The organism is Streptomyces sp. NPDC048514 (assembly GCF_043199955.1).
Lineage (GTDB): Bacteria > Actinomycetota > Actinomycetes > Streptomycetales > Streptomycetaceae > Streptomyces.
In genome coordinates, this window is the sequence record NZ_JBICWT010000010.1 from 188,176 (window position 1) to 206,446 (window position 18,271).

At 72.1% G+C, this 18,271-nt stretch carries 15 protein-coding genes; 8 read left to right on the forward strand and 7 right to left on the reverse strand.

Annotation, left to right across the window (positions count from 1 at the left end):
* Positions 1–27: 27 nt before the first annotated feature.
* From ACGFT2_RS23080 to ACGFT2_RS23090, 3 genes are all read right to left on the reverse strand, one after another.
* On the reverse strand, positions 28–453 hold the full coding sequence (locus ACGFT2_RS23080; RefSeq protein ID WP_393281286.1) for a hypothetical protein: 426 nt from the start codon (positions 451–453) through the stop codon (positions 28–30).
* 472 nt (positions 454–925) lie between these two features.
* On the reverse strand, positions 926–2,227 hold the full coding sequence (locus tag ACGFT2_RS23085; protein WP_393281288.1) for a ThuA domain-containing protein: 1,302 nt from the start codon (positions 2,225–2,227) through the stop codon (positions 926–928).
* A 504-nt stretch (positions 2,228–2,731) separates the two neighbouring features.
* Entirely contained in the window at positions 2,732–2,992 is a 261-nt protein-coding gene (locus ACGFT2_RS23090; RefSeq protein ID WP_393281289.1) for a hypothetical protein, read from the reverse strand.
* Positions 2,993–3,500: 508 nt separating this feature from the next.
* Between ACGFT2_RS23090 and ACGFT2_RS23095 the strand changes: the two genes are divergently transcribed.
* Positions 3,501–3,974 carry a carboxymuconolactone decarboxylase family protein gene (locus ACGFT2_RS23095; protein ID WP_393281291.1) on the forward strand — a complete coding sequence of 158 codons (474 nt, stop codon included), beginning with the start codon at positions 3,501–3,503 and terminating at the stop codon, positions 3,972–3,974.
* Between the two features lie 340 nt (positions 3,975–4,314).
* Positions 4,315–4,824: a GNAT family N-acetyltransferase gene (locus ACGFT2_RS23100; RefSeq protein ID WP_393281293.1), complete on the forward strand. Its 510-nt coding sequence runs from the start codon at positions 4,315–4,317 to the stop codon at positions 4,822–4,824.
* Between the two features lie 82 nt (positions 4,825–4,906).
* Here the strand turns inward: ACGFT2_RS23100 and ACGFT2_RS23105 are convergent, their stop codons facing one another.
* Both ACGFT2_RS23105 and ACGFT2_RS23110 read right to left on the reverse strand, forming a co-directional pair.
* On the reverse strand, positions 4,907–6,133 hold the full coding sequence (locus ACGFT2_RS23105; protein WP_393281294.1) for a glucuronyl hydrolase: 1,227 nt from the start codon (positions 6,131–6,133) through the stop codon (positions 4,907–4,909).
* Between the two features lie 162 nt (positions 6,134–6,295).
* Positions 6,296–8,392: a SpoIIE family protein phosphatase gene (locus ACGFT2_RS23110; protein ID WP_393281296.1), complete on the reverse strand. Its 2,097-nt coding sequence runs from the start codon at positions 8,390–8,392 to the stop codon at positions 6,296–6,298.
* 336 nt (positions 8,393–8,728) lie between these two features.
* On the opposite strand from ACGFT2_RS23110, the gene ACGFT2_RS23115 reads away from it, so the two are divergent.
* Together ACGFT2_RS23115 and ACGFT2_RS23120 are read left to right on the forward strand one after the other, a co-directional pair.
* The gene (locus ACGFT2_RS23115) at positions 8,729–11,185 is read left to right on the forward strand and encodes a SpoIIE family protein phosphatase (RefSeq protein ID WP_393281298.1); all 2,457 of its coding nucleotides are present in this window, start codon (positions 8,729–8,731) and stop codon (positions 11,183–11,185) included.
* Positions 11,186–11,264: 79 nt separating this feature from the next.
* Positions 11,265–12,080: a maleylpyruvate isomerase family mycothiol-dependent enzyme gene (locus ACGFT2_RS23120; RefSeq protein WP_393281300.1), complete on the forward strand. Its 816-nt coding sequence runs from the start codon at positions 11,265–11,267 to the stop codon at positions 12,078–12,080.
* Between the two features lie 103 nt (positions 12,081–12,183).
* On the opposite strand, the gene ACGFT2_RS23125 is transcribed toward ACGFT2_RS23120, so the two are convergent.
* Positions 12,184–13,284, reverse strand: coding sequence for a PP2C family protein-serine/threonine phosphatase (locus ACGFT2_RS23125; RefSeq protein WP_393281643.1), 1,101 nt, complete (start codon positions 13,282–13,284; stop codon positions 12,184–12,186).
* A gap of 356 nt (positions 13,285–13,640) precedes the next feature.
* Here ACGFT2_RS23125 and ACGFT2_RS23130 point away from each other — a divergent pair, with 356 nt between their 5' ends.
* Positions 13,641–14,918 carry an FAD-dependent oxidoreductase gene (locus ACGFT2_RS23130; protein WP_393281302.1) on the forward strand — a complete coding sequence of 426 codons (1,278 nt, stop codon included), beginning with the start codon at positions 13,641–13,643 and terminating at the stop codon, positions 14,916–14,918.
* A 3-nt stretch (positions 14,919–14,921) separates the two neighbouring features.
* On the opposite strand, the gene ACGFT2_RS23135 is transcribed toward ACGFT2_RS23130, so the two are convergent.
* On the reverse strand, positions 14,922–15,794 hold the full coding sequence (locus tag ACGFT2_RS23135; RefSeq protein WP_393281304.1) for an SDR family oxidoreductase: 873 nt from the start codon (positions 15,792–15,794) through the stop codon (positions 14,922–14,924).
* Between the two features lie 102 nt (positions 15,795–15,896).
* Between ACGFT2_RS23135 and ACGFT2_RS23140 the strand changes: the two genes are divergently transcribed.
* The 3 genes from ACGFT2_RS23140 to ACGFT2_RS23150 all read left to right on the forward strand — a co-directional run bounded on the left by ACGFT2_RS23140 (position 15,897) and on the right by ACGFT2_RS23150 (position 18,187).
* Positions 15,897–16,364, forward strand: coding sequence for a MarR family winged helix-turn-helix transcriptional regulator (locus tag ACGFT2_RS23140; RefSeq protein ID WP_393281306.1), 468 nt, complete (start codon positions 15,897–15,899; stop codon positions 16,362–16,364).
* A 201-nt stretch (positions 16,365–16,565) separates the two neighbouring features.
* Positions 16,566–17,300: a TetR/AcrR family transcriptional regulator gene (locus ACGFT2_RS23145; RefSeq protein ID WP_393281307.1), complete on the forward strand. Its 735-nt coding sequence runs from the start codon at positions 16,566–16,568 to the stop codon at positions 17,298–17,300.
* Complete coding sequence (locus ACGFT2_RS23150; protein WP_393281309.1) at positions 17,300–18,187, forward strand: alpha/beta fold hydrolase; 888 nt, start codon at positions 17,300–17,302, stop codon at positions 18,185–18,187. The genes ACGFT2_RS23145 and ACGFT2_RS23150 overlap by 1 nt, the downstream gene beginning before the upstream one ends.
* Positions 18,188–18,271 lie beyond the last annotated feature (84 nt).

Genomic DNA, 18,271 nt, shown 5'->3' on the forward strand with positions numbered 1-18,271 from the left:
TCCTCCTCAGCCGTGACCGTGGCCTGCTCAGTGGCCGCCACCGCCGTGACCACCGCCACCGCCGTGGCCACCACCGCCGCCGTGGCCGCCACCGCCGTGACCACCACCGCCGCCGTGACCGCCGCCGCCGTAGCCGCCGCCGTGACCGTCACCATGGCCGCCGCCGTGGTCGTAACCGCCGTAGCCGTGACCGCCGTGGCCGTAGTCGTCGTGATCGTGACCCCAGCCTCCGCCGTAGCCGTTGTCGTCCCACCAGTCACCCTCGCCGTTGTAGCGATCGTGGCTGTGACGGCCGTCGTAGCTCTGAGCGTTGTGGTAGCCGGAGGCGAAGCCGCTGTGTCCGTCCGACTGGCCGGTGGCGGCACTCGCGACACCGACCCCACCGAGCACCAGGGCGGCCGTAGCGAGGGGGACGGAAGCCAGACGTACGAACCTGGACGCGTTTGACCTCATGACGAGACCTTCCGTAAGGGATGAGCTTCGCTGCAGGGCGACCCGAGGCCGAGCGCCTCCGCATGCAGTCGCTGCAGCACGGATGCCGAACCCGCGTCGGAGGCCGGTTTTCCTTCGTCTCCGTGAGCGGGAACCGAACTGTCTCCAGCTTTGCGCCGTGACGGGACCGTGTCTTTGCAGCCAGCGGTGGTTCTCGGCTACCGCTAGCAGGAATCGGCGCTCCGTCCGGCTCTCCCGCGCGGGTCCGCCGACGTACGAGGACGAAATGCCGTGATGCGTCTCGCGGTCCCGCCCACAGGCCGCGAGGAGCACGAGCCGGACCTCGCTGACGGTGGGGAAGCCGGCTACCGCGTGCCTCAGCGGCTTCGGGCCACCCGTCGCCTGTCACCCGTCGCCGGCAGCGCCACTGCCGCCCTCGGCGCCCCTGACGCCCCTCGGCACGCAGAGGGGCGGGTTTCCCCGCCCGGCTCGGTCAGGGCTGAGCGGTCGGTATGAAGCTCTGGACGGGGGAGCCGTCGCAGGTGCGCTGGGTGAGCTGGATACCGGCGGCGGCCGTGGCTCCGGCGCTCAGGCACTTGCCGCTGTGCCGGGCGACGAAGTGGTAGGCGCCGTCGTCCTGCCGGACGGCACGCCACTGCTGATTCCGGCCCCCGCCGTAGGCCCACAGCTGGAGGCCGGCGCCCTCGGCCGTGGAGCGGTCGGCGACGTCGATGACCTGCTGCGGGTCACCGCGGCCGGTGATGCGCAGATAACCGCTGTCGGTGGAACGGAACTGGTACTGCTGGGCCGTGGTGCCGTTGCAGGTGTACTGCTGGATCACCGTGCCGTTGGCCGTGCCGGCGGCGCGGGCGTCCACACAGGTGCCGTTGCCGCCGTTGCGCAGCGAGTACCAGGCCGTCTCGGAGAGGGGCCCGGACGGCGGCTCCGTCTGCGTCGCTCCACCCAGCCACTTCAGTCCGTCGAGGACGAACCGGTTCTGTGTCTCACTGGCGAACGTCGAGGACAGCGGCGTGTCGGTGGCGTAGTCCATGGCATTGTGACCGAAGTTCGCGTACAGCATCCTGTACTTGGTGTTCGTCCACAGGATGGGGTAGTAGCCGCTGTACCAGGTCTGGTCGGGGTCGGTGCCGACCGGGAAGCTGCTCGGGTCGATCGAGGCCAGGATCTTGATGTCGGGGTTCTGCCGGAGGTCGTGGGACCAGCTGTACCACTCGCTCACCGACGAGGCGAAGGTGGCCGGCAGGTTCTTCGTGGCGGGATGGGTGCGGTCCTCCACACGCAGTACGGTCGAGGTCGGGCCCCAGGTGTTGGACTTGAAGTCGCCGGATCCCAAGAACTGGTCGTGATACCAGGACCAGCCGGACGCGTTGGTGGTGAACGCCGAGACGTGGAAGCCCAGCCAGGCGCCGCCGGAGCGCATGTACCGCTCGAATCCCGTGCGTTGGGCCGCCGTCTGCGGAAGGTCGTCGAGGAAGAGGACCACCTGGTACGCGTCCACCCCGCCATTGGCGAGCAGGTCCCAGTCGTTGCTGGCGGTGTAGGTGAACCCGTTGGCCGCGGCCTGCCGCGGGAACCACTCGTTCGCCTCCTTCTCGAAGCTGATGTGCGCCGCGTCCCAGGTGCCGCTGTAGAGGCCCAGCACCTTGAAGGGCGCGGCGGCCGGGTGCGGGGCGGCTTGGGCGGGCGCCTCGGCGAGACCGATCAGCACGGCCAGCAGCAACAGCAGCCGCAGACAGCGGGACGGGACGGCCAAGGAGGCTCTGCGGGGGTGCATGGGACGCTCCTGTCGCATTACTCGACTGTTAAGTCAAGTCGTGAATAAAGTCCCCGTGGGGCATGAGTGCAGACCCGCGCGGGTGGGGGGTGGTGCGAAGTCGGCAGCGGTTCAGGGGTCCTCGGGCGGAACGGGTCCGAGACCTGGAACGTAGAAGGTCTGGACCAGGCGCGTCAAGAGCCGGACACGGCCAGGCTGCGGGCGGGTCGAGGGGGGGCGTGAGGCCGCAGCGGCGCAGGGCTCCCCAAGGGGCACGTGGTGCCGCGCGTTCGCCCGCCGACGCCGGACATGACTCAGCTGGTGACGGACGCCGTGTCCGTCACCAGCTGATGGCCGCCCGCGTGTGGTGATGTGTCCGCTCGGACGGTCCGGCGGCGCATGGTGTGCCCTGGACCCGTTGCCGCCGTCCGGACCTCAGCCGTCACCGCCCTCGCCTGGCCCGCCTTTCATGGCCTGGTGGCGCGGCGGGGCGGTCGGTTCCTGCCGCCGCCCTTCGTGCCGGCGTCAGCCCAGCAGGATCACCACGACGCCACCGCCGCCGTAGTAGCCGTTGCCATAGAAGCCGCTTCGGTTGCCGAAGCCGTTGCCGAAGCCGTTACAGCCGCCGTACCAGAAGCCGCCGCGGTAAGAGCAGCCGTTGTGTGTGGGGACGTTCGTCGGAGTGGCTGCCGATGCGGTACCCGCCAGGCCGACGGCGGTGCCACCGGCCATGAGAACGCTGACCGCAGCACCTGCGAAGAGACGCCTCGCGCGCTGTCCTATCATGGGCCTTCCTTCTTTCAACCCCTCGTGATTGCCGATGCGAGGGGGCTGGCCGGGCCGCCCTGGAAAGACACGGTGCGGCCATGGGTGTCGCCGCGTTCGGAAGAGAGATGCGGACTTTCGGCGTGGGCTGACGGCCCTTGGACAGGGCCCTCGCCTACGTCGGCGGGGCGCACCTCACGGAACGCGGCCCTCTCATCACACGCTAGCCGCCCTTCGACCGGCCAGCATCTCGACGGCGCCCCCGGGCTGGTCAGAGGGCCTGGTCAGGGCGTCGCGCGAGCGAATTCGGCGGGCCGTCCCAGGGCCTGCGGCGCGCCTGACCGAGGCAGCGGCACGCGGGGCGCGGCCCAGCTGGAGATCGTCGCCGTGGGACCGGACGGCATCGACGTGCGACGCGGATCCGACTCCGTCCGGTGTGAGACGTACGTCACATTTCGACCATGTCACATATGGCAAGGGCTGTTCCGTCCAAGGAGGTGTACGCACCACAACACCGCAGGAGTGCACCATGGAAGCTCGCTTGAACCTCTTCGCCAGCCCGGTCGCGGCCAAGTTCACCAAGCACCTCGTCGCGGCGGGGAAGGCGCTCGCGGAGTCGACGCTGCCGGTCACGACGCAGGAACTGGTGAAGCTCCGGGCCAGTCAGATCAACGGCTGTGGCTTCTGCGTCGACATGCACACCAAGGACGCGGCCCACGCCGGGGAGACCGCCACCCGCCTGAACCTGGTCGCCGCCTGGCGCGAGGCCACGGTGTTCACCGAGGCGGAGCGCGCCGCCCTCGAACTGGCGGAGCAGGGCACCCGCATCGCCGACGCGGCCGGCGGCGTCAGTGACGAGGCCTGGGAGAACGCCGCGAAGCACTACGACGAGGAGCAGCTCGCCGCCCTGCTGGGTGTCATCTCCCTCATCAACGCCTTCAACCGTGGGAACGTCATCGCCCGGGTCCCCGCCGGCGACTACCAGCCGGGCCAGTTCGGCTGAGCCGGAGCGCCTGCCGCGGCGGCCGGACCCCGCGCCGGCCGGCGCACCGCGGTACGCCCTCGGGCTCCGGCAACCGGAGTCCGAGGGCGTCTTCGGGATCGGCCGGCCGACCCGGTGGCCCCGGGGGAGCCGGCCGGCCTGTAGGCTCGTGGTCGTTCGTGTTCCGGAAACGAGGAAGCAGGGAGGTGAGGTTGATGACCGCGCTCAAGGCCACCGTCGGCAGCGTTCGGGTCTCCCTCACGTCCCGGGCCGTGGCCTGACCTCATCCGCCCCCCGGCCGGGAGCGTGAGCCCGCCGGACATCCACACGGACAACCTTGCGAAGAGGACTCTCCTCCACCATGCACACCACCTGGAACACGCGCGCCGAGACACGGAGCGACATCCCCGGCATCCGCGAGATCAACATCGCCGCCTTCGGCACTCCCGCGGAGGCCGACCTGGTCGACGCCCTGCGCGCCGACCCCGCCTGGATCGAGGGCCTGTCCCTGGTCAGTCACGAAGAGGACGGCACCCTCGTCGGTCACGCCCTGCTCACCCGGTGCCGCATCGGTGACGCACCGGCGCTCTGCCTGGCACCTGTCGCCGTACGTCCCGCCCACCAGCGCACCGGCGCCGGCTCGGCCGCCGTCCGGGCGGCCCTGGCGGCGGCCGAGAGCATGGGCGAGTGCCACGTCGTCGTCCTCGGACACCCGGCGTACTATCCGCGCTTCGGCTTCAGCCGGGCCTCGGCGCACGGCATCGGCCTGAGCATCGACGTCCCGGACGAGGCGCTGATGGCCCTCACCCTCGACTCGGAACGCCCGCTGCCCGCCGGTACCGTCCACTACGCGGCACCGTTCGGCATCTGACCGGCCTCCCTCCGGCGAACCCCGGTCCCGTGACCGGCCCGGCATCGGGTCGGTCACGGGACCCGGAGGCGAGCCGCGGGCGTCACAGGGTGGACAGGTCGATGGCGCGGTCGACGTCCCGCGGCCGCAGCACTCGCAGAATGCCTTCGAGCAGGTAGTAGTCGGCGTAGGGCAGGGAGATCTCGATCCCGTCCTCGGCCGGCCGGTTACGGGTGCAGCGGGCCACGACCGCCTCGGCGCGCGCCGACTTCCTCGTCAGGCAGGTCTCCGACAGGGCGGTGAGAATCCGCACCGCCACCTCGCGGTACTCGCGTCGGCCGGTCGCCGCGGACAGGTCGAGCAGCCCGCACGCCATGATCGCGCCCGCCGACGCGTCCTTGATGTCGTGGGGCTGCTGCGGCGCGCGGTAGTCCCACACGGGCACATGGTCCGCACCCAGCGCCTCCACCGCGAAGTCGGCCAGTTTGCGTGCCGTGGCCAGGAACTGCCGCTCCCCGGAGCGGCGGTAGATCGTCGTGAACCCGTAGATCCCCCAGGCCTGACCGCGTGACCAGCAGGAGGTGGGACTGTAGCCCTGCACGGTGCCCGGACCGACCGGTGCGCCGCTGACCGGGTCGAAGTCGTACACATGCGGGGTCGAGCCGTCCGGGCGGGGAAAGAACCGCTGCGCCGTCCTGGCGTGCTCCACGGCGACGTCGAGGTAGGTCCCGTCGCCGGTCTGCCGGCTCGCGAACGCCAGCAGATCGAGGTTCATCATCGTGTCCATGATCACCCGGCCGGCGTTGGCGGGGTCGTCCAGCGCTCCCCATGCCCGGATGAAGCGGCCCCGCGGGTTGTACCGCCGGACGAGCGAGCCGGCCGCTTCCACGGCGCCCGTCCGCCAGCTGTCGTCGCCCGTCAGCCGCCAGGCGGTGACCCAGGAGGGATAGAAGAGGAAGCCGAGGTCATGGGTGGTGGTGTCGTGCCGGCGGGGAGCGAGCTTGCGCGCCGAGTCGAGCGCCAGTGTCCGGAACGTCTCGTCCGCACTGTGGAGGTACGCCATCCACAGCGTCCCCGGCCAGAAGCCGCCCACCCAGTCTCCGTTCTGGGAGAGGACCCACTTCTCGAACTTCGTCCCGACGGGAAAGGCGCTCACCCCCGGCGCCACGGCGCGCAACTTCTGCACCGCGTAGTCGGCCGCCGCCCGCAGCACCCGGACGGCGGACGCCGGCTCCCCGCCACGGGCCGCCTCCGCGGAGTGCGCCGGCGCGGCGGCTGTCGCCGTGGCTCCGGCCGTCGCGGCCAGCACGGCACGCCGGGAGATGCTCATCAATGTCCTCCAACTGGTCAGCCGAACAAGGACGTTGACGGAGTCTGGCACGGCGCCCGCGTCTCCGTACACCCACATGAGCAATGTTCATATGGGTGAACACCGGGGTGGCGGCCCGGGTGGGGGCCGAAGGAAACGGTGTGCGCTGAGCGGTGAACGCGCTTACGAGACGCCGACGTCCCGTACCGGCATCTGCAGCGCCCGAGCGATGAGCAGGGCCACGTCGTCGTGGTCGTCGGGGTGGCGCAGGCCGTGCAGAAGGCGGTCGCAGGTCTCCTCCAAGGGCCGTTGGGGCTCGTCGAGGAAGCTCAGCAGCACCTCCAGCCGGTCGTCTATGGCGTGCTGACGTGTCTCGACCAGGCCATCCGTGTACAGGACCAGCAGATCACCTGGGCGCAGTTCGAGCGTGGTGGCCTCGAACCGGATGCCGCCGACGCCCAACGGGCCCGCCGCCGGCAGTTCGAGGAGTGCGGGGGCACGTCCGGGGCGGGCGAGCGCGGGTGGCATGTGCCCGGCGTTGGCGATGGTGCAGCGCCCGGTCCGGGGGTCGTACACCGCGTACAGACAGGTGACGATGTAGTGCTCCAGATCGCAGGTGACCTTGTCCAGGTGCTGGAGCACCTCGCCGGGTGCCAGGTCGAGTTCGGCGTAGGCGCACGTGGCGGTGCGCAGCCGGCCCATGGTGGCGGCGGCGTCGATGCCGTTGCCCATGACGTCCCCCACCACGAGAGCGGTCTTGTCGCCCGCGAGCGGTATGACGTCGTACCAGTCCCCGCCGACCTCGCTGGTGGCCTGCGCCGGCTGGTAGCGGGAGGCGACCTCCAGACCCGTGTGATGCGGCGAGTGGTCGGGCAGCAGGCTGCGCTGGAGGGTGAGCGCGGTGTTGCGGACACTCTGGAACCAGCGGGCGTTGTCGATGGCCACGGCGGCACGCCCGGCCAGTTCGCTCGCCAGGACGACGTCGTCGTCGTCGAAGGGCGCCGGGTTCTGGGTGCGCTTGAGGTCGAGGGCGCCGATCACCTCGCCGTGGGCGATCAGCGGCACGGCGAGGTACGAGTGGACGCCGGCCCGGGCCAGCAGCGCGCCGGCCTCGGCGTCCCGGGCGATGCGCGGCAGATCGCGCTCCTTCACCTCCGGGACGAGGACCGGACGGCCCGTGTGCACGCACAGCGTGACCAGGCGGTCGCCTTCGTACGCGGCGAGGTCGCCCGGCGGGTCGGCGGCACGCACGGCGACGGTGGGGTGGGCGGCTTTCAGGGCGAGCGCCCGGAAGAGTTCCGGGCCGTTGTCCGGTCTGCGCATCCGGCGGCAGGACAGTGCGGAGTCGAGCACGTCCACCGCCACCACGTCGGCCAGTGCCGGTGCCGCGATCTCGGCCAGTTCATGCGCGGTCTGCTGCACGTCCAGCGTGGTGCCGACCCGCGTGGAGGCCTCGGCGACGAGTGCCAGGCGCCGCCGTGCCCGGTCGGCCTCGGCGGCCGCGCGGTGCCGCTCGGTGACGTCGACGACCGAGGCGGCCGCGCCCAGGACGCGGCCGCCGGGATCCGCCAGGCGGTAGAAGGACAGCGACCAGGCGTGCTCGTGCTCGGGATCGGCCGGCGGCCGGCCGACGTGGTACTGGTCGAGGAGCGGCGTGCCGGTGGTGAGCACCTGGCGCAGAGCGGACTCGACGGTGTCGACGTCGGGGAAGGGCAGCGTCTCCCGCAGCCGGCGCCCGATGTGCTCCTCGGCGGGGATGCCGTCGATGCGCTCCAGCGCCGGGTTGACCAGCAGGTACTGCAGGTCGGGGTCCAGCAGGGCCAGGCCGATCGGCGACTGGTTGATGAGCTGCTCGCACAGGGCCAGGTCGGTCTCGACGCGCTGCAGCAGGGTGTGGTCGGCGGCGATACCGAGGGCGTAGACGTCCCCGAGGTCGTCCAGGAGGCGCATGGCGCGGAATTCCGTCAGGCGGCTGCTGCCGTCCTTGTGCTGCACCGGAAACGCGCCGGCCCAGCCCCGGCCGGTCTCCAGGACGTCCGTGAACAGGCTCGTCACGGACTGCAGATGCTCGGGGCTGACGAGCAGGCGTGCCGCTTGTTCGCCGAGGGCCTCCTCCGCGCTGTAGCCGAAGAGCTCCTCGGCCTGCGGGCTCCAGAAGACGACGCGGCCACGGGTGTCCAGGGCGACCGCGGCCACGCTGAGCACGTCCAGCAGGCCGGTCGGCCGGGGCCGCTCAGGCCGTCGGGCATCGTGCCCGGTCTCGAAGAACTCCGTTGCCATCCCGGATCCACCTCCACCGGCCGGTCGGCCGGCCCCCGGGTCGGTCGACCGGGAGACGGCGTCGTGCGGGCCCCGTGTGCACCTGTACGACAACCGGTTCCCTCCATGCTCCCTCGGGTGCCCCGCGGGCCCAACCCGGCGGCGCCGGCGAACGCGGTCCGAACCGCGTGTCCGCTCGGCGGGAGGGTCCGCCGAACCGGCCGCGGCGGGAGCCGCCGACCGGCCGCGAGCGTCCGCCGGACGGGCCCCGACGGCGGCCGCCGACCGCGTCCACATCAGGAACCCCGGGTACATCAGAGGTATAAAGGCGTGCATCTAGGTGTATGGGTGTAATTGATGGGATCTGAGCGAAAGGATGTCTCCACGTCCACGGGACCGGGTGATCTCTTCGACGCGGCCACCGACGCGGCCGCGGTCGTGTCCGGCGACGGCGTCGTCCTCGGCTGGACCCGCGGTGCGGAAGCTCTGCTGGGGTATGCGGCGCCTGAGATCGTCGGCGCCTCCGTCGCGCGGCTGTCCGCCGTGCCCGGCGACCCGGTGCGGGTCGCGGGTATCGCGCAGCGATGCCGTACGGGCAGCGGCTGGAGTGGCCTGATCACCGCACGGCACCGGGACGGCCACCCGCTGGAGGTGCAGGTGCGGGTCTCGGCGACGTTCCAGATGGGCCGGGACGAGTGCTTCCTGGTGTCGGCGCACGAGCGGAAGCCGCAGTGGGCGATGGGCCGGTCGGTGCTCGAAGGGTTCCTGACCCGCTCACCGCTGGGCATGGCCGTCATGGATCCGGAGCTGCGCTACCTCTGGCTGAACGACACCCTGGAACGGTTCGGCGGGGTACCACGTGAGCAGCGGCTCGGGCGGCGGCTGAGCGAGCTGCTGCCCGGACTGCAGGCGGAGACCCTGGAAGGGCTGATGCGCAAGGTGCTCGCGACGGGGGTACCGGTGACCGACTACGAGTACCTGGGGTGGAGCTGGGCCGATCCGCACCGCAGGCGTGCGTACTCGTCGTCGTTCTTCCCGCTCGTCGAGGGCGGGGACACCGTCACCGGTGTCTGCTACATCGTCATGGACGTCACCGAGCGCTGGTCCGCCCGGCAGCTGCTGTCGCTGGTCAACGAGGCGGGCACCAGTATCGGCACGACACTCGACGTGCTGCGGACGGCCCAGGAACTCGCCGACTTCGCCGTCCCCCGCTTCGCCGACTTCGTCATCGTGGACCTCCTGGAACCCGTCCTCAGCACCGAAGGGCACGGAGCCCCGCCGCCCGACGCGGGATCGCCGCCCGCCCGGCCGGCGATGCGGCGGGCCGCCCTGCGCTCGGTGCGCGAAGGCTGCCCCGAGGCGGTGGCCGGGGTCGGCGAGCGGGTCGCCTTCCTGCCGCCGCCCCACGACGTGAACCTGCTGATCGACGGCGATCCGCTCCTCGTCCCGGTTCTCGACCCGTCCGACGAGGCCTGGGCCGAGCAGGATCCGGTACGGGCGCAGCGGATCCGCGAGTACGGCCTGCACTCACTGATCGCCGCTCCCCTGCGCGCGCGCAACACCGCCCTGGGACTCGCCACGTTCGTCCGCTCGCTGAACTCGGTCCCCTTCGGACCCGACGACGTCCTGCTGGCCCGTGAGCTGGTGGCACGGGCGGCGGTGTGCGTCGACAACGCGCGCCGTTACAGCAGGGAGCACACGGCGGCGCTCACCCTGCAGCGCAGCCTGCTGCCACCCGTCCTCACGGGTGGTACCGCGCTGGAGGTCGCCTCCTCCTACCGGCCGGCCGACCCGGTGGGCGGCGTCGGCGGCGACTGGTTCGACGTCATCCCCCTGTCCGGTGCCCGGGTGGGCCTCGTCGTCGGCGACGTGGTGGGCCACGGCATCACCGCGGCGGCGAGCATGGGACGGTTGCGCACCGCCGTACAGACCCTGGCCGACATGGAGCTTCCCCCGGACGAACTGCTCGCCCATCTCGACGACCTCGTGCTGCGGCTGAGCGAGGAGGAGAGCGCGGCCGGTCCGGCCGGTCACGGCACCACGGCCTTCACCGGGGCGACCTGCCTCTACGCCGTGTACGACCCGGTCGGCGGACGGTGCCAGCTGGCCCGGGCAGGCCACCCGCCCCCCATCGTCGTCGCACCCGACGGACGGGCCCACTTCCCCGAGATACCCGCCGGGCCGCCGCTCGGGCTGGGGGGAATGGCGTTCCAGGCCACCGAGATCGAGCTGGCGGAGAACAGCCTGTTCGGTCTGTTCACCAACGGCCTCATCGAGGGATCCGACCGCGATGTGGAACGGGGGATGTCCCGGCTCGAAGAGGTGCTCGGCCGGCCCGAGGGCGACCTGGACACGCTGTGCGCGTCCGCCGTACGGCAGCTAGTGCCCGTGCCCCAGCCCGACGACATCGCCCTGCTCCTGACCCGGACCCGCCGCCTGGGCGCCGACCAGGTCGCCTCCTGGGACGTGCCCGTGGACCCCGCCGCCGTCGGTGACCTGCGGACCAGGGCCGCCCGCCGGCTGACGGACTGGGGCCTCGGGGACCTGGCCATGACGACGGAGCTGATCGTGAGCGAACTCGTCACCAACGCGATCCGCCACGCCGCACCACCCATACGACTGCGACTCCTCCTCGACACCCGCCTGACCTGCGAGGTCGCCGACGCCAGCAGTACAGCCCCCCGGCTCAGGCACGCCCGGAGCACGGACGAGGGCGGCCGTGGCCTCTTCCTGGTGGCCCAGGTCGCCCATCGCTGGGGCGCCAGGTACACGGGCGAAGGGAAGATCATCTGGGCCGAGCAGGAACTGCCGTGACCCCGCTTCGAGTGGACTCCAGCGGCCACAATGGGCGCGAAGGAACATCGGACCGGGAAGAGAACGGCGGCAGCAGCAGATGGCAGTGATGAGCGGGGCGGGGCATTCCCTGCCGTACGACACCCACCGCGAGGCCGTCGCGCGCGAGACCCTGCGCTTCGCCGAAGTGGTCAGGGGCGCCGATCCGACGGGCGCGGTGCCCTCCTGCCCGGACTGGACCCTGGCCGATCTCACCCGGCACGTGGGAGCGTTGCAGCGCTGGTTCTGCACTCTGCTGACCGGGCTGGTGCAGGAGCCTCCGCGCAGTCGTGACGTGGAGCTGGCTCTCCCCGGCGATCCCCGTGACCTCGCCGACTGGGTGGCAGCGGGGGTCCCGGACGTGGCGGCCGTGCTGCGGGCCACCGATCCGCAGGCGGCGATGTGGGCCTGGGGCGAGGACCAGCACGCGCGCTTCTGGGTCCGCCGGATGCTGTTCGAGACGCTGGTGCACCGGGTGGACGCCGAGCGTGCCGTCGGCCGGGAGCCGGACGTCGACCCCGCCCTGGCGGCGGACGGCGTCGACGAGTTCCTCGTCAACCTGCCCCACGCCGGCCTCTTCGCCCCCGAGGTGGACAAGCTGCGGGGTGAAGGCGAGATCATCGCGTTCCGGCCCACGGACACCGGTGGCGCCACCGGTGAGGCCTGGTGCGTGCGGCTGGACCCGGACGGCTTCCGGCTGCTGCCCCGGGCGGCCGACGGACCGGCCGCAACCGGCGCACGCACGGTGTCGGTGAGCGGCCGGGCGGCGGATCTCCTGCTGCTCCTGTACGGCCGCCGGTCCTACCGCGAGCCGGTCTTCGAGGTGACGGGACCGGTGGAGGTCCTCGACCGGTGGTTCGCCCGAACGGCCTTCTGACCGGGCCCGCACCAGATCCGGACCCGGGCGCCGAGGGGTACGCCGCGCCTGTGTCCGGGCGCCGTCCGGTGGCGCACCGTGACGGGGCGCAGGCCGGTGGGTGTCAGCCGGTCGCCGGAGCGGACCGCGCCGGTGGCTCCTCGGCGGGGAGGTGCACGGCGAGCGCAGCGGTGTCGTCCTGCATCCGGTTGCGGCTGTAGGCCAGCAGGTCGTTGTGCAGCCGCTCGAGCAGATCGCGCGGCGCCAGCGGCCCCCAGGAACGCAGCCGCTGGAGCAAGGGGTAGAAGGAGCCGTCGGGTCCCCGGGTCTCCGTGATGCCGTCCGTGTACAGCAGAAGCTGGTCGCCGGGGCCGAAGTCGTAGACGTCGACGTGATACGGGTCGCCGACGAGCATGCCGAGGTTCAGCGGCGGCGCCGACCGGCCGCGGTCCAGTTCGCTCACCTCACCGGGGCGGATGAGGAGTGGGGGCGGGTGGCCGCAGTTGACGATGCGGACGAGACGGCCGTCGGCGGGGATCTCGGCGAAGACGGCGGTGACGAACCGTTCGCCCACCTGCGTTCCGCCGAGCAGCTTCGCCCTGCGGTTCATGCTCCGCTCCAGCCGGTCCGCGAGCGCCGGCAGGTCGGGCTCGTCGTGCGCCGCCTCGCGGAACGCGCCGAGCAGGGTCGCAGCGGTCTCCACCGCGAGCAGCCCCTTGCCCCGGACGTCGCCGATGAGCAGCCGGACCCCGTACGAGGTGGGGACGGCCTCGTAGAGATCGCCGCCGATGCGTGCCTCCGCCGCGGCGGAGAGGTAGAGGCTCTCCAGGAGGAGGCTGCCGATGCGGTGGGGGACCGGCCGGAGCAGGACGCGCTGCGCGATGTCGGCCACGAAGCGCACGTCGGCCAGCGTGCGCTCACGGCGGATCCGATGGGCGGCCAGGACCGTGCCGAGGGCGCCCACCAGGGCGGTGCAGATGTACGAGGCCACGTAGTGGCGGTCCCACAGGTAACCCACGGACCGGCCCGCACAGCAGGGAGTGCCGGCCAGTACCCCCTCGAAGAGCACGGAGAACACCGTCGAGCCGGCGACCACGACGGGCCCGTGGGCGAAAGCGGTCAGCAACGGCACGGCGATCAGGGCGAAGCTCACCGGCCAGTCGGCGGGGGTGAGCGGTTCGATCAGCAGCAGTGCCACCACGTACAGGACCGGGAGCCAGCGCATCCAGGCCGGGGGAGCGGGCAGCCGGGACCGAGCGGCCATGGCGCCGTCCGGCAGCCGGCCGGCAGTCAGCTGCCGCACCCGTCGCCCCTGTGCGGCGCCGCCCGCGGGACGTGGCGGGCGGCGGGACACCACGCCGGACGGTTGGGCTTACGCGGCCTTCGCACACCGGACTCCTGTCACACGACCCGACACGTCCCCAGCCTGCTGTGCCGGGCCGTGGCACGCCGGTGATTGCGCCGTTCAGCGGCATGTTCCGTCGCCCACGGCACGCCCGGACCGCACGCAGTACCCTATTCATCAAGTGCGGAATTAATTCTCCGAAAGGCTGCTCCCCCGGCCGGAAGGGCAGGAGCGCGATGGAACGAACCACGTGCTGTGTGGTGGGAGGCGGCCCCGCGGGCATGGTGCTCGCCCTGCTGCTGGCCCGGACCGGAATCGCGGTGACGGTCCTGGAGAAGCACGCCGACTTCCTGCGTGACTTCCGCGGCGACACCGTCCATCCCTCGACCCTCGCGCTGCTGGACGACCTGGGCCTGGCCGAGCGCTTCGCCCGGCTGCCGCAGCGCCGGGTGCGCACCGTCCGGCTGCCCGTCGGGGCGGGCCGCTCGGCGGTCACGGTCGCCGACCTCGCGGTGCTGCCCGGTCCCTACGACTACGTCGCGATGGTGCCCCAGTGGGACCTGCTGGACCTGCTCGCGGAGGAGGCCCGGCGCGAGCCGTCCTTCGAGCTGCGGATGAACACCGAGGCGACCTCCTTCCTGATCGAGTCCGGACGCGTCACCGGGGTGCGCTACCGCACCAGCGACGGCCGTACCGGCGAACTGCGCGCCCTCCTCACCGTCGCCTGCGACGGCCGTGGGTCCCTGGCCCGCTCCCGTCCGGAACTGGGGCTGCGCAGCTTCCCCTGCCCGATGGACGCCTGGTGGTTCCGGCTGCCGCGGCACGAAGGCGATCCGGCCGGCCTCTTCGGCGGCGCGGGCGACCGGTTCCTGACCGCGATGATCGACCGCGGTGACTACTGGCAGTGCGCCGGACTCATCCCGAAGGGCAGTGACTCCCGGCGCCGGGCCGCCGGACTCGACCGTTTCCTGGCGGAGTTCAGCGCTGCGGTCCCCTGGGTGGCCGACCGCGTGCACGCACTGCGCTCGTGGGACGAGGTCAAGCTCCTGCGGGTGCGCCTGGATCGCCTGCGCCGTTGGCACCGCCCCGGCCTGCTCTGCATCGGCGACGCGGCACACGCCATGTCCCCGGTGTTCGGCATCGGCATCAACCTCGCGGTCCAGGACGCCGTGGCCGCCGCGCGCCGCCTGGCCGAGCCGTTGAGCCGCGGGACCGTGCGCCTGCGCGACGTACGCGGTGTGCAGCGTCGGCGCGGTCCCACCACGGTCGCCACCCAGACGCTCCAGCGGATGGCGCACGCCCGGTTCATCGCCCCCGTCCTGCAGGGGCGTTCGCCCTTCGGCAGCCCGCAGCGGGCCGAACGCGTCGCACGTCTCGTCGCCGGCTCCCGGTGGATCCGCCGCGTTCCCGCGTACTTCGTCGCCTACGGCGCCCTGCGCGAACACCCTCCCGAGGCCGCCGTACGGCAGCCGGCCGGCGGGGCCGGGGCAGGGGGAGCGCACCACCGTGGGTGAAGGTCAGGCTACCCAGCCGTTGGTGAGGCCGAGGACCGCGGAGCCGTCCAGGTCGGTGAGCTTCGTGCCCACGAAACCGCGAGCCCAGTCGGAGGTCTGGAGACGGAAGGCCGGCTCGTCCGCGGTCAGCGCCTCCAGCACCGTCTCGGCGGCGCCCTCCGCCGTCTGCGCACCGTCGAGGAACTGGCCGACCGTCCGGTTCAGGTAGGCGTCCAGCTGCGGTCCGTACACCCCGGCAGCGGCGACGGCTCCTTCCAGGTCGACCCCGGCGTTGGCGACGAACTCGGTCGCCACGGCGCCGGGCTCGATCACGGAGACGGACACGCCGTGCGCCGCGACCACGGGGGCCAGGCTCTCCATGTATCCCTCGACGGCGAACTTGGCGGCGCAGTAGGCCTCGTTGAAGGGCTGGCCGATCACGCCGCCGACGCTGGTGACGGTGATCAGACGGCCGCCGGACGCGCGCAGGTGGGGCAGGGCCGCCTTCGAGACGTCGAGCACGCCGAAGAAGTTGACCTCCATGACCTTGCGGACCTCGGCGACGGCCTCGTTCTCCAGGGTGCCGAGATGACCGGCGCCCGCGTTGTTGACGACGGCGTCCAGGCGTCCGTGGTCGGCGATCACACCGTCGATCGCGGAGGTGATCGAGGCCTCGTCCGTGACGTCGAGTCGCCGGATGTCCAGTTCCACGCCCGCCTCGGCGGCGGCCTTGCGGAGGGCGTCGGAGCGGCTGGGGTCGCGCAGCGTGGCGACCGTGGTCCAGCCCGCGCGGGCGGCGGCGACGGCGGCGGCGAGTCCGATACCGGAGGAGGTGCCGGTGATGAGGACGACCTTGGGGGACTGGGGCACGGACCGGAGCTGGGGCTGGGAGGGCATGGCAGGCCTTTCACGGCAGGAAGAGGGCGACTCGTTTGAGTGCGTGTACACACACTATAACCCTTTTCTCGTGCGTGTACACACAACCGCTAAGCTGGGGTCATGCCGAAGAAGAAGCTCACCGAGGTGGAGATGCCGGTGGCCGACCACGCCTTCTACGGGCTGGTCTGGGCCGGGACCGTGATGACGGACCGTGTCGACCGCGCCCTGAGCAGGGCGCACGACCTTCCGGTCTCGTGGTTCGAGGTGCTGCTCTGGCTGGCCTCCAGCCCCGAGCCCGTCCCGGCCTCGGTTTTGGGCAACAGCACCATGCTCAGCCGCAGCCAGGTCTCACGCGTCGTCGACGCCCTGCAGAGCCGCGGTCTGGTGCAGCGCACCCCTTCGCCCCGGGACGCCCGCTCGATCGGGGTCTCGCTCACCCCCGAGGGGCGCCGGCTCTTCGAGGAGGCCGACGCCACCCGCCGCGAGTGCCTCGCCCCCGTCTTCACGGACCTGCTCGACCAGGACGACCTGCAGGCGCTGAGCGGTGTGTGGAAGAAGCTCAAGGCAAACGTCAACAAGGAGGCGTGAGGGCGCCGTTGCCGGCCTCGGCGGCCGCGGGTGCCGGTGGCTCGCCGGCTCCGGCCGGGCCGCGGCGAAGCGGGATCCCGCACCGACGGTCAGGCCGCCTGCGCGGGGCGATGTGCCCGGCGTGTACCGCGCCGCGTCCGGACCGTGCGGTGGGCGGCCCACTTCTTGTGATGCGTCCACTGGACGCATAAAGTGCGTCCAGTGGACGCACAGCTGCATGAGCCGCCCGGCGGGCACGGTCCGGCCGTCGGGTCGGTCGCCTGGTGGCGTGGGCGGTACGCGGCCCGCGAGCGCCGGCGGTCCCGGCCCGGTGGCCTGACCCTCGGAGCGATCATGGACACCTCGCTCCGGATCGCCGACGAGCAGGGGCTGGACGCGCTGACGATGCGAGCCGTGGCGGAGCGGATGGATCTGCGGCACACCTCGCTGTACCGGCACGTACCGAGCCGCGAAGCGCTGCTGGTGGAACTGGTCGACCACATGCTGGGGGAGATCTCGCTGCCCGCGCCGGGCGCGGACTGGCGGGCGGGAACCGAGGCCGGGGCACGGGAGTACCGCCGAGTCCTGCTCGCGCACCGCGCACTGGTGCCCTTGCTGGCCCGGGGGCACCTCTTCGGCCCCAACGCCCTGCGCGCCCGGGAACAGGGCCTCGGCCTGCTGATCGCCGCGGACTGGCCGGCCGGGAGCGCCGTACGGATCTACCTCACGGTCACGCACTACGTCGTGGGCGCCGTGCTGCTGGACACCGGGGGAGCGGTACACCCGCCGGGTGAACGGGCGGACGCGCACGGGCTGTTCGCCTCGCTGCCGGCCCGCACGCACCCCCTGGTCGCCGCCCACTCGGCGCTGCTCGGCGGCCTCGACGGCGAGGAGGAGTTCGACTTCGGCCTGCGGTGCCTGCTGGACGGCATCGCCGGAACACGGGAGGGTCGCTGATGCCCCGGACCGCCATGCCCACGATCGCGCAGTGGACCGCAGGGGGGAGCAGGATCGGCGTGCGCGGGCGCGCCGGCCGGCACACCCTGTTCGTCCGTCAGGACGGTCCCGCCACCGGGCCGCCGGTGACGCTCGTGCACGGGTTCCCCACCTCCTCCCACGACTGGTCGCCGATCGTGCCCCTGCTGGCGGCGCGCGGACACCGGGTCACCACATTGGACCTGCTCGGTTTCGGCCACAGCGACAAACCGCGCCGGCACATCTACTCCCTGCTGGAACAGGCGGACCTGGTGGAGGACGTCTGGCGCGGTCTCGGCATCGGCGACACCGCGCTGGTCGCCCACGACTACGGCGTGAGTGTGGCCCAGGAGCTGCTCGCGCGAGGCCCCGGCCGGATCACCCGCATGGCCTGGCTGAACGGCGGCCTCTACCCCGATCTGCACCGGCCCGTGCGGGCGCAGCGGCTGCTGCACGGCCCGTTCGGCCCGCTGCTCGCGCACGCCGTCACCGAACGGGGGTTCCGGGCGGCCATGCGCCGGATACTGGGCCGACCGGTCCCGGACGGCGACCTGCACGCCATGTGGGAGAGCGTCCGTCACGACGGAGGCCGTCTGCTGGCACCCCGGCTGCTGCGCTACATCGACGAGCGGCGCACCCATCAGGCGCGCTGGATCCCGGCGCTGGAGGGCTACGCCGGGCCCACGCTGTTCCTCTGGGGGCCGGCGGACCCGATCAGCGGCGCCCATGTGCTGGCCCGGATCAGGCAGCGCATGCCGGACGCGACCGTGACCGAACTCGCCGGACCGCCCACCGTCGGCCATTATCCGCAGGTCGAAGCCCCGGACGAGGTCGCCGGCCATCTCGTCGACTTCCTCGGCACGCCGTGATCCGGCAGCTCGGATTCGGCCGGTTCGAGTCTTGGCGTCTCACCATACGGGCGGGTAATAGCGAGGTTAGTCGTGTAACCAGTA